The sequence below is a fragment of the Pseudomonas sp. FG98 genome (genome assembly GCF_057808595.1).
In genome coordinates this window covers 25,204-42,667 of record NZ_JBMDIJ010000043.1, presented here as the reverse complement: position 1 = coordinate 42,667, position 17,464 = coordinate 25,204, and the positions used below count along the sequence as shown (strand labels likewise).

Here is a 17,464-nt window from a genome sequence, read left to right as displayed (position 1 = left end):
GCATCGCAGTGGCCAATCGCGCAAGGCTATACTCTGCGGCTGACTTTTCAGACATCGACTACAAGGACTCGCCCATGAAAGCGTTCGGCAAAATCCTGGGGCTGGTGGTTCTCGGGCTGTTGCTGATCGTGGTGGCTGGCGGCTTCGCCCTGACCCACCTCTTCGATCCCAACGACTACAAAGACGAGATCCGCCAACTGGCTCGCGACAAGGCTCATATCGAGCTGACCCTGAACGGCGACATCGGCTGGAGCCTGTTCCCCTGGCTCGGCCTGGAGTTGCACGAAGCGAGCATTGCCACGCTGAACAAACCCGCCGAACCGATCGCCGACCTGCAGATGCTAGGCCTGTCGGTGCGCGTGCTACCGCTGCTGCGCCGCGAAGTGCAGATGAGTGACGTGCGGGTCGAAGGCCTGAACCTCAACCTGGTGCGCGACGAAAACGGCCACGGCAACTGGGAAGACATCGGCAAGCCGCTACCGGCCAGCACTCCTGCCAACTCTCCTGCCGGCACTCCGGAGACCGCGCCTGCGACCAGCACGCCCGCCGCGAGCACAGAAAAACCCGCCGCCAGCGAACGTCCGCTGAAACTGGATATCGACAGCCTCACCGTCAACAACGCCCGGGTGCAGTACAACGACGTGCGCAGCGGCAAGAGCTTCAGCGCCGAGAGCATCCAGCTGAGCACCGAGGCCGTGCATGACGGCGTGAACATCCCGCTCAAGCTCACCGCGTTCCTCAGCTCTGGCCAGCCGGTCCTGCGCGCACGCGTCGAACTGGTCGGCGAAGCCCGCTTCGACCGCGCCCTGCGCCGCTACCAACTGGAAGACATGAAGCTGCACGGCGAGCTGTCCGGCGAGCCGCTGGAGCAGAAGAGCATGACCTTCTCCGCCCAGGGCCAGTTGCTGGCCGACCTGGCGGCCAATGTCGCCGAGTGGAACGGCCTGAAGCTGTCCGCCAACCAACTGCGCGCCCTCGGCGAACTGCATGTGCGCGACCTGAACAGCGAGCCTAAGGTCACCGGCGGCATCTCCATCGCCCCATTCGACCTGCGCAAGTTCCTCGACAGCGTCGGCGTTGCCCTGCCACCGATGAAAGACCAGACCACCCTGGGCAATGTCGAGCTGGTCGGCCGCATCGAAGGCAGCAAGACCAGCCTGGCCCTGGAAGACCTGGCGCTGAAACTCGACGACAGCACCTTCACCGGACGCATCGCCGTGGAAGACTTCGCCCGCCAAGCCCTGCGCATCCAGCTGAAGAACGACAAATTCGACGCCGACCGCTACTCGCTGGCCAAAAGCGAAGCCGCAGCAAGCGCCAGCGCCGCACGCCAGGCCGAGGTCAGCAGCAGCGAAGCCAGCGCCATCGTCGGCCCGGGCACCTCGCCGCTACCGGACGCGCCGACCCAGGTCGCCTGGAGCACCGACAAGCTGCTGCCGGTGGACCGCCTGCGCGCCCTCGATCTGCAGGCCGACCTGAGCTTCGGCGTGCTGACCCTGGACAAGCTGCCGATCCAGAACGCCGAGCTCAAGGCCACTGGCCAGGGTGGCCTGATCGCCCTGGAGGCCCTGCGCGGCGGCCTCTACAACGGCACCTTCGACACCCGCGGCACTCTCGACGTGCGCCCGGCGGTACCGCAGGTCGGCATCACCGCGAAGATCAACCGGGTACCGGTTGAACACTTCATCAAGCACGACGGCAACACCCCACCGGTCAAGGGCCTGCTGACCCTGGACACTGACCTGACCGCCAGCGGCAACAGCCAGAAGGCACTGGTCGATACCCTCAACGGCAAGGCCAGCTTCGTCATCAACAACGGCGTGCTGGTCAATGCCAATCTCGAACAGCAGCTGTGCCAGGGCATCGCCACTCTCAATCGCAAGACCCTGAGCGGCGAGCCACGGGGCAAGGACACGCCGTTCCAGGAGCTGAAAGGCAACCTGGTGCTGAGCAACGGCGTGGCCAGCAACCCGGACCTGAAGGCGCGCATCCCCGGCCTGACCGTCAACGGCAATGGCGATATCGACCTGCGCGTGCTGGGTATGGACTACCGCGTCGGTGTGATCGTCGAAGGCGACACCCGGGAAATGCCCGACCCGGCCTGCCAGGTCAACCAGCGCTATGTCGGCCTGGAATTCCCGCTGCGCTGCCGTGGCCCGCTGGAGCTGGGCGCACGCGCCTGCCGCATCGACAAGGACGGCGTCGGCAAACTGGCTGGCCAGGCACTGGGCAACCGGATCAACGAAAAACTCGAAGAGAAGCTGGGTGACAAGGTCAGTCCCGAGCTCAAAGACGCACTGAAGGGCCTGTTCAAACGATGACCCCCGAGCAGTTTTCCACCGCGGTCCTCGACTGGTTCGACCGCCACGGCCGCCACGACCTGCCCTGGCAACAGGGCATCAACCCGTACCGGGTGTGGGTCTCCGAGATCATGCTGCAACAGACCCAGGTCAGCACCGTGCTCAACTACTTCGGCCGCTTCATGGACGCCCTGCCGGACGTCCAGGCCCTGGCCGCCGCGCCGGAGGACGAAGTGCTGCACCTGTGGACCGGCCTCGGCTACTACACCCGCGCGCGCAACCTGCAGAAGACCGCGAAGATCGTCGTCGAGCAGTACGGCGGCGAGTTTCCCCGTGACGTGGAAAAGCTCACCGAGCTGCCGGGCATCGGCCTGTCCACTGCCGGCGCCATCGCCAGCATCAGCATGGGCCTGCGCGCACCGATCCTCGACGGCAACGTCAAGCGCGTGCTGGCCCGCTACACCGCACAGGAAGGCTATCCGGGCGAACCCAAGGTGGCCAAGGCGCTGTGGGCCAATGCCGAGCGCTTCACCCCGCATGCCCGGGTCAACGACTACACCCAGGCGATGATGGACCTCGGCGCCACCCTCTGCACCCGCAGCAAGCCCAGCTGCCTGCTGTGTCCGCTGGAGCGTGGCTGCGAAGCGCACATGCTCGGCCAGGAAATCCGCTACCCGCTGCCCAAGCCGCGCAAGGCCCTGCCGCAGAAGCGCACGCTGATGCCGCTGCTGGCCAACGACGAAGGTGCCATCCTGCTTTACCGGCGCCCGTCCAGCGGGCTTTGGGGCGGGCTATGGAGCCTGCCGGAACTGGACGACCTGGACGACCTGGAACACCTCGCCGACCAGCACCACCTGAGCATCGAGACCCGTCACGAACTCAGCGGCCTGACCCACACCTTCAGCCATTTCCAGCTGGCCATCGAGCCGTGGCTGGTACGCGTCGGCCAGCAGGGCGATCACGTGGCCGAGGCCGACTGGCTCTGGTATAACCTCGCCACCCCGCCGCGCCTGGGCCTCGCCGCCCCGGTGAAGAAGCTGCTGAAACGCGCGGCCGACGTATTGATTGCAGGAGAGTCGCGATGACCCGCACCGTTATGTGCCGCAAGTACAAAGAAGAACTGCCAGCCCTGGAGCGTCCGCCGTACCCGGGCCCGAAGGGTCAGGACATCTACGAGCACATCTCGCAGAAGGCCTGGGCCGACTGGCAGAAGGAGCAGACCATGCTCATCAACGAAAAGCGCCTGAACATGATGAACGCCGACGACCGCAAGTTCATCCAGGGCGAGATGGACAAGTTCTTCTCCGGCGAGGATTTCGAGAAGGCCGAAGGCTACGTTCCGCCGTCGGAATGAGGCCGGGAAACGTAAGCGTCGGTATTAATTAAAAAATTTTTGAAATTGTTGTTGACGCAAACCTGAAAAAGCCTTTTAATGCGCCCCGTTGCCCAGATAGCTCAGTCGGTAGAGCAGAGGATTGAAAATCCTCGTGTCGGCGGTTCGACTCCGTCTCTGGGCACCAAGACAACGCAAAGCCCCTGAATCGAAAGATTCAGGGGTTTTTTGTTTTGCGCAGGAAAAAGCATGCCTCGCCCCCTGTGGGAGCTGGCTTGCCAGCGATGGCGGTAGTGAATTCACCTACGCCATCGCTGGCAAGCCAGCTCCCACAGGAGGCGCGTGCATTGACCGGCATCAATACGCCATCAATCGATCTATGTAAGTTGTGGAGAAGGACATTCGAAGGAACAGAAGGCCCCTCCATGAGTGATGAATCCCCCGTACTCCCGCTCCCAGAGCCCGGGGTAACCGCGCACCACGTTGCACCCCCACAACCTGCCACCCGCCCGCATCGCCGCCCACGCAAGCCAGCCCCGATCGTCGAGACTGACATCGACGCCGACAGCCCGGCCGCCCTCGAAGTCGCCCACGCGCCCCACGGCACTAGCGAAGACAGCTCCTCGGCGAAGCTGCCGCACGGCTACCCCTACAGCACCCGCATGCGCCGCGCCGAGTACGACAAGGCCAAGCACGCCCTGCAGATCGAATTGCTCAAGGTGCAGAACTGGGTCAAGGAAACCGGCCAGCGCGTGGTGATCCTCTTCGAAGGCCGCGACGCCGCCGGCAAGGGCGGTACCATCAAGCGCTTCATGGAACACCTCAACCCCCGTGGCGCGCGCATCGTCGCTCTGGAGAAGCCATCGGAGCAGGAAAAGGGCCAGTGGTACTTCCAGCGCTATATCCAGCACCTGCCGACTGCCGGCGAAATGGTCTTCTTCGACCGCTCCTGGTACAACCGCGCCGGCGTCGAGCGGGTCATGGATTTCTGCTCGCCACTGCAATACCTGGAGTTCATGCGCCAGGCCCCGGAGCTGGAGCGCATGCTGTGCAACAGCGGCATCCTGCTGTTCAAGTACTGGTTCTCGGTCAACCGCGAAGAACAGCTGCGCCGCTTCATCTCGCGCCGCGACGACCCGCTCAAGCACTGGAAGCTGTCGCCCATCGACATCAAGTCGCTGGACAAGTGGGGCGAGTACACCGCCGCCAAGGAAGCCATGTTCTTCCATACCGACACCGCCGATGCGCCGTGGACGGTGATCAAGTCGGACGACAAGAAGCGCGCACGGATCAACTGCATCCGCCATTTCCTCAATTCCCTCGACTATCCGGGCAAGGACTTCCGCGTCGCCCACGAACCCGACCCGCTGCTGGTGGGCCGCGCCTCCCGGGAGATCGAGGAAGACCTGCGCGACGAGGATGAGGTGGAACTGCGCGGCCGGGTCAGCGCCCTGACGCTGCCGCGCTGAGCCTCAGAAGTTGGCGATGGCGCTGCAATAGTCCGCCTTGGCGGCCTTTACCGGCTCCGGCGCAGCGCCGTCGATGCGGTTGAACTCGACGCCGCAGGCATCGTAGCCGTGCAGCTTCAGCTCGTAGTCGGCACCGGCCTTGGGGGTGAAGGTGAACATCCCCAGGCAGGTGCTTTTCTGGTTGTAACTCACCGCACGGCCGCCATCGAGGAAGGTCAGGGTCAGCGGCTTGCCTGCCGCCACCTTCACTTCGCTGCTCGCCCAGCCGGCCGGGACCGGCTTGCCGCCAGGCATGCCGAGGTGCTCATTGTTGCGCTGGGCGAAGGTTTCGTTCGGCACCACGATCACTCCGGCGCCGGGGCTGTACCAGTCCACGCACTCCAGGCCCGGCACGCCACGCACCATACCGTCGGAGACCACCCGCAACCGCGCCGTCTCGCCGCTGATGGGCGACGCGAACTGCGTATTGAAGGATTTGACCGCAGCGATATTGCCGCAGCCGCTCAAGGTGGCGGCGACGAGGCACAGTGGCGCGATGGCTTTCATTGAGTGATTCCCTTCCAGTGATCCGATAACCAGCCTGTGACCGCCCTCCCCGGCTTGGGTTTCCCGGTCAACTGCGTTTCAATACGCGCAATTTGACTGACTTCGCATAAAGGAACACCCGATGGCCTCGAACACCAAGCAACAGAAACGCGCCAAACGCGCTGCCGCCAAGGCCCGTGAGAACCGCATGGTGCGCAGCGGCCAGGCGGTCAAGAGCGGTGGCGAGGCCTCCAGCGCCAGCGTCCAGCAGGTGTTCGACAAGGCGATGAGCTCGAACAGCTACGCCGGCCTGTTCGACAAGATGAAAAGCGCCCAGGAAACCAGCCTGGAAGCGATGATCGCCGTATTCATGGTCGACCCCCTGCTGACCCTGGTGCTCAAGGGCCACAGCGAAGACCACGCCACCGACTACATTTGCATGGTCTTCTGTGCCTACCGCAAGTGGCTGGACGGCACCGAGGAAGCCGAGGCCATGGCCTGGCTGGAAAGCGAGGAGTTCCAGGACGCCTATGTGGCGGCGTCGGAGCTGGTGTCAAAGCAGAAGAAATTTGCCTGAGCTAGCCTGAAAAGCCAGCTCCCACAGGATCGACGCAACCTTCAGATGGTGAGAGTGCAGAATGCCCTCGAACAGCAAGCAGCAGAAACGCGCAAAACGTGCCGCCGCCAAGGCCAAGCACAACCGTATGATTCGAAACGGAACGCGACCCCGTAGAGACAACCTGTCTGGCCCATCAGTCAGCGACCTGATCATCAGCGGCTTTGATTCCGGGCATTACCAGAACCTGTTCCAGCAAATGAAAGAGGCTGAGGAAACCAGTCTCGCTCAATTGCTCGCCGTCTTCTTCGACGACACTCTCACACAGGCAGCGGAAACCAGCTACCCACACACGTACGCCTTCTACATCCAGCACATCCTGTGCGAGTACCACCAGTGGCGACACGACAGCACCAACGACGACGCCATGGACTGGTATATGAGGGACGAGATACAGGATGCTCTTACGGATATCCCGGACATTCATCTCACTCATCCCCAGCCAAATAAAGATTGAGACATCTCAATAAAAAGGCCGCGATCCAATCGCGGCCTTTGTCTTTCAAATGTTCACTCAGTTATCCATCACCAACCGCCCACCCTTCTCCGCCTTGCGCTTGCGCGCCACCAGCAGGCCGGCAGCGACCACGGCAATGCTCAGCAACCCGGTGGAGATCACCTCTGCACGGTGATCCGGACGCACCAGCATCAGGGTCAGCACGCCGATGATGAAGAAGATGGTGGCCCAGGTCAGCACCGGGAACGCCCACATCTTGAAGGCGATCTGCTCGCCGCGAGCCATGCGCTGACGGCGCATGCGCAGTTGCGAAACGGCGATCACCAGGTACACCAGCAGGGCGATGGCGCCCGAGCTGGCCAGCAGGAACTCGAACACCTGGGCCGGCGCCACGTAGTTGGCGAACACGGTCAGGAAGGCCGCAGTGGTGGACAGCAACACCGCCCAGTGCGGCGTGCCGCTACCGTTGGTGCGCTGGGCAATCGCCGGGGCATCACCGCGCTTGCTCAGGGAGAACAGCATGCGCGACGAGGTGTACAGCGCCGAGTTCAGGCAGCTGGTCACGGCGATCAGCACGACGATATCGACGATCAGCTTGGCGTGGGGTACGCCCATCAGTTGCAGGACGGTCTGGTACGAACCGACTTCCGCCAGCGAACCGGCATTCCACGGCACCAGGGCGACAACGATGAAGATCGACACGAGGTAGAACAGGGCAATCCGCCAGATCACCGAGTTGGTCGCCTTGCTGATCTGCCGGCCCGGGTCCTTCGACTCGGCCGCAGCAATGGTGACGATCTCGGTACCCATGAACGAGAACATGGTGGTCAGCATGGCGCCGAGCACCGCGCCGAGGCCGTTGGGCATGAAGCCCTGGGTGTCGAACAGGTGGCTGACGCCGCTCACCTGGCTGTTGGGCATGAAGCCGAAGATCGCCGCCAGGCCGAGAATGATGAAGCCGATGATCGCCACCACCTTGAGCAGGGCGAACCAGAATTCGAACTCACCGTAGTTCTTTACGCTGAACAGGTTGGTCGCCGTCAGCAGCAGGGTGATGACCTGGGTGAAGACCCAGATCGCCACGTCGGGGAACCAGGCATTGAGGATGGTTGCGGCGGCGTTGGCCTCCAGCGGGATCACCAGCACCCAGAACCACCAGTACAGCCAGCCGATGGTGAAGCCGGCCCAGTGGCCAATGGCGCGGTCGGCGTAGGTGGAGAAGGAACCGGTGTCCGGCGAGGCCACGGCCATTTCGCCGAGCATGCGCATCACCAGTACCACCAGCGTGCCTGCGGCGGCGTAGGCCAGCAGTACGGCCGGGCCGGCAGCGGCGATGGCATGGCCGGAACCTACGAAGAGACCGGCGCCGATCACGCCTGCGATGGACAGCATGGTTACATGACGTTGCTTGAGCCCCTGAGCGAGGTCATTGGAATTGTGCTTACCGCTCATAAAACTACCTATGCAAAGAATGGGAGATCGTCCCGCGATTGGAGCCGCATGCCCTTGTGGGGCGCCCTGCGTCTCGTGAAGGTGGATGGCAATAAGCGGGCCAGGTCGATGACCGCCTAATCCAGACACACCTTGAAACCACGATTCACCGGGCCTGCGGCGCTTTCAGCCAGTCATTGGCCGAAAGGTCGCCAAACTTGCCAGACTTTGCCGGATTACTGAAATACCCACTTACAATTAGAAATGGGTGCTCCATAACCTATTTCAGGTAACACCTTGTGCAACTTTATGAATCACGAAGGTGCAACCCGCTCCCGCCGATAGCCGCCGTCACCGCGCTGCCGATAATCGCCGCGACCAAATACGCCTTTCCTCCAGCGGCCAAAACTGGCACCATCGCGCCTTTTTTCATCCCGGCTCCGGCCCCGTGAAGCGCACGGGTGGACAGCGACGCGACAGTCCACTGCAGCGATGCGACACCCGCCTTTGCCACGGCCGCCCGCCCTGCTCGACCTTCTTGGCTGCGATCCGAACGCTATGCTAGCGTTGCGCCTCGCCAGGAAGGCCGCCAACAGCAGAACGCACCGAAATCAATGAGGACCGCACATGGCCCAGGCCACGCCCGCGCTGGAAATCCGCAACCTGCACAAGCGCTACGGCGAGCAGGAAATTCTCAAGGGCATCTCCCTTACCGCCCGTGACGGCGACGTGATTTCCATCCTCGGCTCCTCCGGCTCCGGCAAGTCGACCTTGCTGCGCTGCATCAACCTCCTGGAAAACCCCCATCAGGGCGAAATCCTCGTCGCCGGCGAAACCCTCAAGCTCAAGGCCGCGCGCAACGGCGAGCTGGTCGCCGCCGACAACAAGCAGATCAACCGCCTGCGCAGCGAAATCGGCTTCGTCTTCCAGAACTTCAACCTCTGGCCGCACATGAGCATCCTCGACAACATCATCGAGGCGCCGCGCCGCGTACTGGGCCAGAGCAAGGCCGAGGCCATCGAGCATGCCGAAGCGCTGCTGGACAAGGTCGGCATCCACAACAAGCGCCACAGCTACCCCACCGAACTCTCCGGCGGCCAGCAGCAGCGCGCGGCCATCGCACGCACCCTGGCGATGAAGCCCAAGGTCATCCTGTTCGATGAACCGACCTCCGCGCTGGACCCGGAAATGGTCCAGGAAGTCCTCAATGTCATCCGTGCCCTGGCCGACGAAGGCCGGACCATGCTGCTGGTGACCCATGAAATGAACTTCGCCCGGCAAGTTTCCAGCGAAGTCGTGTTCCTTCATCAAGGCCTGATCGAAGAGCAGGGATCGCCGCAGCAGGTTTTCGAAAACCCGACCTCGGCGCGTTGTAAGCAATTCATGTCCAGCAACCGCTAACGGAGCAACACGCATGCAGAACTACAAGAAATTCCTCCTGGCCGCTGCCGCCTCGCTGGTGTTCTCGGCCAACGCCATGGCCGCGGAAAAACTCAAGATGGGTATCGAAGCGGCCTACCCACCGTTCAACAGCAAGGATGCCAGCGGCCAGGTCGTCGGCTTCGACAAGGACATCGGCGACGCCCTGTGCGCCAAGATGAAGGTCGAGTGCGAAGTGGTCACCTCCGACTGGGACGGCATCATTCCGTCGCTGCTGGCCAAGAAGTACGACTTCATCGTCTCCTCGCTGTCGATCACCGACGAGCGCAAGCAGGCCGTCGACTTCACCGACCGCTACTACTCCAACAAGCTGCAGTTCATCGCGCCGAAGAACGTCGACTTCAAGACCGACAAGGCCTACCTGAAGGGCAAGACCATCGGCACCCAGCGCGCCACCCTGTCCGGCACCTGGCTGGAAGACACCTACGGCAGCGACATCACCCTGAAGCTGTACGACACCCAGGAAAACGCCTACCTCGACCTGACCTCCGGCCGCGTCGACGCCCTGCTGGCGGACAAGTACGTGAACTACGACTGGCTGAAATCCGAAGCCGGCAAGAACTACGAGTTCAAGGGTGAGCCCGTGGTGGAAAGTGACGAAATCGGCATCGCCGTGCGCAAGAACGACCCGCTGCGCGAGAAGCTGAACGCCGCGCTGAAGGAAATCATCGCCGACGGTACGTACAAGAAGATCAACGACAAGTACTTCCCGTTCAGCATCTATTGATTCACCCCGACCGGCACCGCCTTGCGCGGTGCCGGTCCCTTGAACACGCCTGCCCATGACAATCGACCTACACGGATTCGGCCCGGCCCTCGCCGCCGGCACGCTGATGACCGTCAAACTGGCGCTCTCGGCCCTCTGCCTGGGCCTGGTCCTCGGACTGCTCGGCGCCCTGGCCAAGACCTCGCCGCTCAAACCGCTGCGCTGGATCGGCGGCAGCTACTCGACCATCGTTCGCGGCGTACCCGAGCTGCTCTGGGTGCTCTTCATCTATTTCGGTTCCGTGGCCCTGATGAGCCAGCTGGGCGACCTGCTGGGCATTCCCGGCCTGGAACTCAGCGCCTTCGCCGCCGGCGTCATCGCCCTCGGCCTGTGCTTCGGCGCCTATGCCACGGAAGTGTTCCGCGGCGCATTGCTGGCGATCCCCAAGGGGCATCGTGAAGCGGGCATGGCCCTCGGCCTGTCGAAAGGCCGCATCTTCTCGCGGTTGATCCTGCCGCAAATGTGGCGCATCGCCCTGCCCGGCCTGGGCAACCTGTTCATGATCCTGATGAAGGACACCGCGCTGGTCTCGGTGATCGGCCTGGAAGAGATCATGCGCCAGGCACAGAACGGCGTGACCACCACCAAGGAACCCTTCACTTTCTACATGGTGGCGGCGTTCATCTACCTGGGGCTGACCATCATCGCCATGACCGGCATGCACTTCATGGAAAAACGCGCCGCTCGCGGCTTCGCGAGGGCCAACTCATGAATTGGGAAGTCATCATCAAATGGCTGCCGCGCCTGGCCCAGGGCGCCACGCTGACCCTGGAACTGCTGGCAATCGCCGTGATTCTCGGGCTGATCATCGCCATTCCGCTGGGCATCGCCCGTTCTTCGCGGCTGTGGTACGTGCGCGCGCTGCCCTACGGCTACATCTTCTTCTTCCGCGGCACGCCGCTGCTGGTGCAGCTGTTCCTGGTCTACTACGGTCTGGCGCAGTTCGACGTGGTCAAGAACAGCTCGCTGTGGCCATACCTGCGTGACCCGTTCTGGTGTACCGCGCTGACCATGACCCTGCACACCGCCGCCTACATCGCCGAGATCCTGCGCGGCTCGCTGCAGGCCATTCCGCGTGGCGAGATCGAAGCGGCGCGGGCGCTGGGCATGTCCCGGGCCACGGCGATGATCCACATCATGCTGCCGCGCGCCGCGCGCATCGGCCTGCCGGCGTACAGCAACGAAGTAATCCTGATGCTCAAGGCCAGCGCCCTGGCCAGTACCGTCACCCTGCTCGACATCACCGGCATGGCCCGCACCATCATTGCCCGGACCTACATGCCGGTGGAGATCTTCTTCGCTGCCGGCGTGTTCTACCTGGTCATCTCCTTCGTGCTGGTGCAGGGCTTCAAGCTGCTTGAGCGTCGCCTGCGGGTGGATGCGGTGCACGGTCGCTGACTACTGGTCCCTGCTCTCCCTGGTGAGAGCAGGTCCCTGTGGGAGCTGGCTTGCCAGCGATAGCGCCCTGAAAAACCCCGCAGATCTCAGACCTGTCGCTGAAGACCCATTACCATGTCCCACCTGGAAAACGCCCAACTCCTCCCCCGCTTCCAGGCCCTGGACCACTTCCTCCAGCAGCACCGCGACCTCTGGCACCCCCGCCCCTTCACCACCCTGCACCTGCCCTGGGAAACCACCCACCCAGAGTTATCCACATGGCTGCGCAGCCGCACCCTGGCCGACGCCGAAGCAGCCGACAACGCCCCCCACAGCGTCCCGGCCCCAGCTCCTTATCCACAACTGGCCGCCGAAGCCCTGGCGCTCTCCACCGTCGGCGATTTACCCACAATCGCCCTCACCCCAGCGCCACCGCGCCTGAGCACCGACGTCCCCGGCCGCAAATGGCAGCAGATCGAAGCCTTCGCCGGTCACCTCGACTTCGCCCGTCGCCCAGGGCACTGGCTCGACTGGTGTTCCGGCAAGGGCCACCTCGGCCGCCGGCTGCTCGGCACTGACCAGCAACTCACCTGCCTCGAATACGACCCCGCGCTGGTCGCTGCCGGTGAACAACTCAGCCAGCACCACCACCTGCCGGCCGAGCATCGCCTGCAGGACGTCATGGCCGCAGACGCTGCGCTTCAACTCACCGCAGCCCACACCCCGATCGCCCTCCACGCCTGCGGCGACCTGCATGTCCGCCTGATCCAGCTCGCCAGCGCCAAGGGCTGCCAACAACTCGCCATTGCCCCCTGCTGCTACAACCGCACGGCGGGCCCGCACTACCAAGCGTTATCCACAGCCGCCCGCGCCTCGACCCTGCAACTCGACCTCGACGACCTCGGCCTCCCGCTCAGCGAAACCGTCACCGCCGGCAACCGCGTGCGTCGCCAGCGCGACCAATCCATGGCCTGGCGCCTCGGCTTCGACCTCCTGCAACGCCGCCTGCGCCAGACCGACGACTACCTGCCCACGCCCTCGCTGCCCAGTGCCTGGCTGCAAAGGTCCTTCGCCGACTACTGCCAGCACCTCGCCGAACTCAAGGGCGTGCATATAAATGACGCCATGAACTGGGCGGAACTGGAAACCGCCGGCTGGCAACGCCTGGCCCAGGTGCGCAACCTCGAAAGCGTGCGCAACCTCTTCCGCCGCCCGCTGGAGCTATGGCTGGTGCTCGATCGTGCGCTCTACCTGCGCGAACAGGGCTACAACGTCCGCCTCGGCACCTTCTGCCCCCACCCGCTCACCCCGCGCAACCTCATGCTACTGGCCGAACAACCTGTGGATAACTCTGTGAGCAACTTCACGGTTTCGGGCTGAAAGCGGTGGTGGTGTTTCACGACTGAGCGACTAATCCGAAGGTGTTAAACGCCTGAGAAAACAGCCTTTTGCACCGGCGTCAATGCGGCGGGGTAGCGCACTTGCATGGGGTGCAAGGAGGCGATGTGGTTTGTGCATAAGCGTTAAAGCGAATTAGGCGGGGGTGGGTCAGAACGGGTTGCCAGCGATGAGCATGGGTATCTACACAAATCCCTCAAGTCTGGCGCGGACCCTGTGGGAGCTGGCATTGCCAGCGATGAGGCCCGAAAGAACAATCCGACCAGCAGATCGATGTCGAGGCTAATGGCCTCATCGCCGGCAATGCCGGCTCCCACAGGGTTCAGAGCCAGTCATAGGTCCAGTCCAGGCACAAAAAGATGTGTAGAACCCACGCAGCAACGAGACCAGCGAATTCACCCCACCCACCAGCCCCAAAGCCCCGAAACACGGGGCCCTGACAGATTTGAGAGGAAGTGGTTTACAGAACCAAACCGATGGCTATAATAGCGGCCCTACTGCCGGTATAGCTCAGATGGTAGAGCAACTGACTTGTAATCAGTAGGTCCCGGGTTCGATTCCTGGTGCCGGCACCATTCAAGGTTCCATAGAAAGCTTTCAAAATCTCTGGAACCCCCGAAAAACTCGCCGTCTGGCGGGTTTTTTCGTTTTGGCGTTCCGTCGGATTCCGAGGGTAGCCAGCGCTAATAAGGGTAGTTTTAAGGATACCTACCAATTCGACATTGGAAAGTACCCTTATGGCTCGCACAACGGCTCCCCTTACCGACAACGCCTGCCGCACTGCAAAGGCTCACGAACGTGAGTACAAGCTTTTTGACGGCGATGGCCTTTACCTGCTCGTGAAGCCCAACGGTCGCAAAGGCTGGCGGCTCAGGTACGTGAAGCCCGATGGTCGCGAGGGCCTGACCTCACTCGGCAATTACCCGGTGGTCGGGCTGGCTGACGCTCGCCACAAGCGCTTCGAGCTCAAACAGCAGCTCGCCAACGGCATTGACCCTATACAGTCCAAGCAGCAGGCCAAGGTGCAAGCCGTGATCAATGGCCGCACCTTCGAAAGCGTTGCGCTCGATTGGTATGCCGGGATGGTGCCGAAGTGGGCGCCAGGCCATGCCAAGACTGTGCTCAGCCGGTTGAAGACTCACGTATTCCCTTTGCTCGGTGCCAGGGCAATCGTTGAACTCGACACCCACGACCTCATGCAGCCACTGGAAGCCGTGACGAAGCGCGGCACCATCGACGTGGCGCTCAGGATCAAGAACTACCTGCAAAGCATCATGCGCGAAGCCAAACGGCTGCGGCTGATCACGGCGAACCCGGCTCACGACCTCGATGGCTCGATCAAAACGCCACGGGTTACACATCGACCCGCACTACCCTTATCGCGGTTGCCTGAGCTACAGGCGCGTATCGACGGCTACAAAGGTCGCCCGCTCACGCGCCTCACGGTGATGCTATCGCTGCACGTGTTCGTGCGCTCCAGTGAACTGCGCTTCGCCCGTTGGAACGAGTTTGACCTCAAGCGTGGCATCTGGGAGATCCCCGACACCCGCCCCGCACTGGACGGAGTACCCTTTTCCACAAGGGGTACAAAAATGGTCGGGGATATCCACGTTGTACCCTTATCGCCGCAGGCAGTGGCCTTGCTTGAGCAGATCCACGCGATCACCGGCAAGTTCGAGCTGGTGTTCGCGGGGGATGCCAAACCGTGGAAGCCGATGTCCGAGAACACGGTGAACGCCGCGCTAAGGACGATGGGCTATGACACCAAGGTGGATATCTGCGGCCACGGGTTCCGAACCATGGCGTGCAGTGCGCTGGTCGAGTCCGGGCTGTGGTCGGAGACGGCTATCGAGCGGCAGATGAGTCACAAGGAACGCAACAACGTACCGGCCGCGTATACCCACAAGGCCGAGTTCCTCGAAGAGCGCCGGATGATCATGACCTGGTGGAGCCGGTTTCTGGAGGCGAACCGCGAGGACCATGTTACGCCGCACGAGTTTGCCAAGCAGACGGGCGAGAACGTCATGCGCCTGCGCAGTGCCAAGAGGACCGAGTAACCCGCCGCACCACCACCTCAAACTCGCTGTGAAGTTACCCACAGCACCGCATGAAGTTCCTCCACGCGGGTCCTTTCAAACGGGGCTGCAAAGCCGCCCCGTTTGAAAGGACCATACCTAAGAAAAAAACCGCTGGCACAGCGTACGTCTGTGGAAAACCACTGATGTCCACCGGGGGATAGTTTTATCCACAGGCGCTAAATCCCTGAAATCGCTTTGCTTGACGAACATTGTCCACAGGCGTAGACCGGGAGTTGCAAGCGCTGTCGATGACAGCACTCCAGGTGACCCGAACCTTAAAGGTCACGCCGCTCTGGCGGTGGTTCTCCCCAAGGGCGATTCGCATCCGGCAGCTCGCCCGGTCACTACCCATGTGATGGATGCTCTTACTCATAAAGCGCTCGTGCGCCAGATGCTCCGTACCTCGCTGCCCTGCAGCAACCTATCCGCTTGGCCGAATCCTGCGCCAACCTGTGCCCGTCTCTTTCTCTGGAAAGAGACGGGCACTTCTAACACTGCTGCAGCCCTGATCGCACATGGCTTTGCGGCATTCCCCCTCGTGACAATCGGCGTGACAAACGCCGATGTCACCAGCAACAGCCATGTAGATGATGGTGCCGCAGACCAAGGAATGGACTGCACCTGACTGACAGTCAGGCATGCCCCTGTCATCGCATTGCTGCTTGCACATGGCTCAGGATCTTCAGGCACTGGTCTCGTCAGCCAGCGCTGCCTCCACCCGCCCACCGGCAACGGTGTTAAGGAGGCCAGATCATGAGATGCCCTTGCTCCCGGTTGTAAGGCGCCGCCAGTCCCGCGTAGAGGACATTCCCCACAGGTCGCAGGGGCCTTGATCCCTGATAACACTCAGCATTCTTGGCGGGATGACGTGGGGCGAGGATCGGAGACCAGGCGATGAGGTGATTCGACATGGCATTGGTGGGTAGACGCGATGGCCGTAATTTCGGCTACGGCAGGCAACTGAGCTATGCAGGGCCGCAGGCGTTGAAAGACATGTTCGGCGGCGGCCACTACGGCACGGTGAAGGCACACTGTGATCGGTGGCAGGCATTCGTCAGATGGTGCCGCTCCGAACAAGGGCCCGGTATCAATGACGCGCGGCAGATTGATCGGAAGGTATTGGCGGACTATGCGGCGTACCTACGCAATGCGGTTGAGTGCGGTAGCCTCGCCATCAGCACCGCACAAAACCGCCTATCCAGCGTTAACAGAACCATGGCGGCGCTTCGCGGTGATCAGTACGTGAAATTGCCCAGCCCGAGCAAGGCGTTGGGTATGCAGCGCAGCGGGGTTCGACAGTCGGTGCCGCAAGGCCAAGACCGCGATCAGGTTAAAGAGATCGTCAATGCGCTGTGCAGCCAACATCAGCTACGAGCCGCCGCGATTGTTTTGTTGGCGCGAGCCACCGGCATGCGCTTACGAGAGGCCATCTTGGCTGACCTGTTACGGCTAAGCCGTGAGGCTGACGACCTAGGTAGGATTAACATTCAGGATGGCACCAAGGGCGGTAGGGCTGGCGCTTCGGCCCCCCGCTGGATTACGGTGAACGATCATGTTCGAGATGCCCTTAAGTTTGCATGGCAAGTGTCGCCTGCAGGTAGCCGAAACCTGATCTCCCCCCACCAAACCTACTTGAATATTCTGCAAGAAATCATCCGCCCTGCACGGGACATCCTGCATGCACACAATCTCAAAGGCTTCCATGAGCTACGAGCGGCGTACGCCTGTGAGCGCTATGAGCAAATTACCCAGCACTGTGCTCCTATCAACGGCGGCCATTGTTGCCAGGTAGATAGACACGATGATCATGAGGCTAGACGACAAATCAGTTATGAACTGGGGCACGGACGTATCGAAGTGGTCGCGGCCTACATTGGTAAACGGGTATGAGCAAGCCATTCGATATGGAGTTGTTCATGGTTGGAGTGCTGACAGGCTCCCAAGCGACGAGGCAACGCCATTTACGCCAGGCGAAGCTTATCCAAGCAAGGATTGCAGAACGCTGGCAGCGAGGGACACCCTGGACTTGGCAGCGAAAACATTTGGCTTGGTTTCTTGAGCATTGTCTCGCCGGGCACAGTGAGAAAACCCGTTATTACTATTTTCTCACTATCCGACTGCTCGTTAGGCGTTTAAATGCATTATGGATTTTCAAGATTTGAAATGGATCAGAACTCCGGCGGTCAAAATCTACACAAACTAGCCAAGTGCGGACGTTCGATATTATCCGCTTCAGATCTAAAAACCTCATTTACTTTTCGCGGGACGGCGGTT

At 61.9% G+C, this 17,464-nt stretch carries 16 protein-coding genes and 2 tRNA genes; 16 read left to right on the top strand and 2 right to left on the bottom strand.

Translation table 11 applies throughout. From position 1 onward, the window contains the following. The first annotated feature begins 74 nt into the window (after positions 1-74). The 5 genes from ACODSK_RS21570 (at position 75) to ppk2 (ending at position 5,102) form a co-directional block, all read left to right on the top strand. The gene (locus ACODSK_RS21570; protein WP_489019005.1) at positions 75-2,321 is read left to right on the top strand and encodes an AsmA family protein; all 2,247 of its coding nucleotides are present in this window, start codon (positions 75-77) and stop codon (positions 2,319-2,321) included. Continuing rightward, entirely contained in the window at positions 2,318-3,385 is a 1,068-nt protein-coding gene (gene mutY / locus ACODSK_RS21565) for an A/G-specific adenine glycosylase (protein ID WP_489019003.1), read from the top strand. The genes ACODSK_RS21570 and mutY overlap by 4 nt, the downstream gene beginning before the upstream one ends. After that, positions 3,382-3,654 (top strand): oxidative damage protection protein, encoded by a 273-nt coding sequence (locus ACODSK_RS21560; RefSeq protein WP_330077572.1) that lies wholly within the window; start codon positions 3,382-3,384, stop codon positions 3,652-3,654. Before mutY ends, ACODSK_RS21560 begins: the two co-directional genes overlap by 4 nt. Before the next feature lie 90 nt (positions 3,655-3,744). Then, a tRNA-Phe gene (locus ACODSK_RS21555) sits at positions 3,745-3,820 on the top strand. Positions 3,821-4,058: 238 nt separating this feature from the next. Next, positions 4,059-5,102 (top strand): polyphosphate kinase 2, encoded by a 1,044-nt coding sequence (gene ppk2 / locus ACODSK_RS21550; protein WP_489019001.1) that lies wholly within the window; start codon positions 4,059-4,061, stop codon positions 5,100-5,102. 3 nt (positions 5,103-5,105) lie between these two features. On the opposite strand, the gene ACODSK_RS21545 is transcribed toward ppk2, so the two are convergent. Then, positions 5,106-5,648, bottom strand: a complete 543-nt coding sequence (locus tag ACODSK_RS21545) for a hypothetical protein (protein ID WP_489018999.1) — start codon at positions 5,646-5,648, stop codon at positions 5,106-5,108. A 121-nt stretch (positions 5,649-5,769) separates the two neighbouring features. Here ACODSK_RS21545 and ACODSK_RS21540 point away from each other — a divergent pair, with 121 nt between their 5' ends. Beyond that, positions 5,770-6,204 carry a hypothetical protein gene (locus tag ACODSK_RS21540; protein ID WP_489018998.1) on the top strand — a complete coding sequence of 145 codons (435 nt, stop codon included), beginning with the start codon at positions 5,770-5,772 and terminating at the stop codon, positions 6,202-6,204. 61 nt (positions 6,205-6,265) lie between these two features. Beyond that, positions 6,266-6,700, top strand: a complete 435-nt coding sequence (locus ACODSK_RS21535; protein ID WP_489018996.1) for a hypothetical protein — start codon at positions 6,266-6,268, stop codon at positions 6,698-6,700. A gap of 57 nt (positions 6,701-6,757) precedes the next feature. Here the strand turns inward: ACODSK_RS21535 and gabP are convergent, their stop codons facing one another. Next, on the bottom strand, positions 6,758-8,152 hold the full coding sequence (gene gabP, locus ACODSK_RS21530) for a GABA permease (protein ID WP_489018995.1): 1,395 nt from the start codon (positions 8,150-8,152) through the stop codon (positions 6,758-6,760). A gap of 606 nt (positions 8,153-8,758) precedes the next feature. On the opposite strand from gabP, the gene ACODSK_RS21525 reads away from it, so the two are divergent. From ACODSK_RS21525 to ACODSK_RS21485, 9 genes are all read left to right on the top strand, one after another. Further along, the gene (locus ACODSK_RS21525; RefSeq protein WP_489018993.1) at positions 8,759-9,532 is read left to right on the top strand and encodes an ABC transporter ATP-binding protein; all 774 of its coding nucleotides are present in this window, start codon (positions 8,759-8,761) and stop codon (positions 9,530-9,532) included. Between the two features lie 13 nt (positions 9,533-9,545). Then, positions 9,546-10,298 (top strand): ABC transporter substrate-binding protein, encoded by a 753-nt coding sequence (locus ACODSK_RS21520; protein ID WP_489018992.1) that lies wholly within the window; start codon positions 9,546-9,548, stop codon positions 10,296-10,298. A gap of 55 nt (positions 10,299-10,353) precedes the next feature. Next, entirely contained in the window at positions 10,354-11,049 is a 696-nt protein-coding gene (locus ACODSK_RS21515; protein ID WP_489018990.1) for an ABC transporter permease, read from the top strand. Beyond that, entirely contained in the window at positions 11,046-11,735 is a 690-nt protein-coding gene (locus ACODSK_RS21510; RefSeq protein WP_489018989.1) for an ABC transporter permease, read from the top strand. The genes ACODSK_RS21515 and ACODSK_RS21510 overlap by 4 nt, the downstream gene beginning before the upstream one ends. 114 nt (positions 11,736-11,849) lie before the next feature. Continuing rightward, positions 11,850-13,094: a methyltransferase gene (locus ACODSK_RS21505; RefSeq protein WP_489018987.1), complete on the top strand. Its 1,245-nt coding sequence runs from the start codon at positions 11,850-11,852 to the stop codon at positions 13,092-13,094. A gap of 517 nt (positions 13,095-13,611) precedes the next feature. Next, a tRNA-Thr gene (locus ACODSK_RS21500) sits at positions 13,612-13,687 on the top strand. Between the two features lie 162 nt (positions 13,688-13,849). Then, a complete protein-coding gene (locus ACODSK_RS21495) occupies positions 13,850-15,169 on the top strand; it encodes a tyrosine-type recombinase/integrase (protein WP_489018986.1) in 1,320 nt (439 codons plus the stop codon). Between the two features lie 930 nt (positions 15,170-16,099). Next, positions 16,100-17,080, top strand: coding sequence for an integrase domain-containing protein (locus tag ACODSK_RS21490; protein ID WP_489018984.1), 981 nt, complete (start codon positions 16,100-16,102; stop codon positions 17,078-17,080). Next, positions 17,077-17,352, top strand: a complete 276-nt coding sequence (locus tag ACODSK_RS21485) for a hypothetical protein (RefSeq protein ID WP_489018983.1) — start codon at positions 17,077-17,079, stop codon at positions 17,350-17,352. The genes ACODSK_RS21490 and ACODSK_RS21485 overlap by 4 nt, the downstream gene beginning before the upstream one ends. The last annotated feature ends 112 nt before the right edge of the window (positions 17,353-17,464 follow it).

Excerpts from the sequence above, each read along its gene's own strand:
- ACODSK_RS21570 (WP_489019005.1), top strand. The coding sequence starts at position 75 with ATGAAAGCGTTCGGCAAAATCCTGGGGCTGGTGGTTCTCGGGCTGTTG.
- mutY (WP_489019003.1), top strand. The coding sequence starts at position 2,318 with ATGACCCCCGAGCAGTTTTCCACCGCGGTCCTCGACTGGTTCGACCGC.
- ACODSK_RS21560 (WP_330077572.1), top strand. The coding sequence starts at position 3,382 with ATGACCCGCACCGTTATGTGCCGCAAGTACAAAGAAGAACTGCCAGCC.
- ppk2 (WP_489019001.1), top strand. The coding sequence starts at position 4,059 with ATGAGTGATGAATCCCCCGTACTCCCGCTCCCAGAGCCCGGGGTAACC.
- ACODSK_RS21545 (WP_489018999.1), bottom strand. The coding sequence starts at position 5,648 with ATGAAAGCCATCGCGCCACTGTGCCTCGTCGCCGCCACCTTGAGCGGC.
- ACODSK_RS21540 (WP_489018998.1), top strand. The coding sequence starts at position 5,770 with ATGGCCTCGAACACCAAGCAACAGAAACGCGCCAAACGCGCTGCCGCC.
- ACODSK_RS21535 (WP_489018996.1), top strand. The coding sequence starts at position 6,266 with ATGCCCTCGAACAGCAAGCAGCAGAAACGCGCAAAACGTGCCGCCGCC.
- gabP (WP_489018995.1), bottom strand. The coding sequence starts at position 8,152 with ATGAGCGGTAAGCACAATTCCAATGACCTCGCTCAGGGGCTCAAGCAA.
- ACODSK_RS21525 (WP_489018993.1), top strand. The coding sequence starts at position 8,759 with ATGGCCCAGGCCACGCCCGCGCTGGAAATCCGCAACCTGCACAAGCGC.
- ACODSK_RS21520 (WP_489018992.1), top strand. The coding sequence starts at position 9,546 with ATGCAGAACTACAAGAAATTCCTCCTGGCCGCTGCCGCCTCGCTGGTG.
- ACODSK_RS21515 (WP_489018990.1), top strand. The coding sequence starts at position 10,354 with ATGACAATCGACCTACACGGATTCGGCCCGGCCCTCGCCGCCGGCACG.
- ACODSK_RS21510 (WP_489018989.1), top strand. The coding sequence starts at position 11,046 with ATGAATTGGGAAGTCATCATCAAATGGCTGCCGCGCCTGGCCCAGGGC.
- ACODSK_RS21505 (WP_489018987.1), top strand. The coding sequence starts at position 11,850 with ATGTCCCACCTGGAAAACGCCCAACTCCTCCCCCGCTTCCAGGCCCTG.
- ACODSK_RS21495 (WP_489018986.1), top strand. The coding sequence starts at position 13,850 with ATGGCTCGCACAACGGCTCCCCTTACCGACAACGCCTGCCGCACTGCA.
- ACODSK_RS21490 (WP_489018984.1), top strand. The coding sequence starts at position 16,100 with ATGGCATTGGTGGGTAGACGCGATGGCCGTAATTTCGGCTACGGCAGG.
- ACODSK_RS21485 (WP_489018983.1), top strand. The coding sequence starts at position 17,077 with ATGAGCAAGCCATTCGATATGGAGTTGTTCATGGTTGGAGTGCTGACA.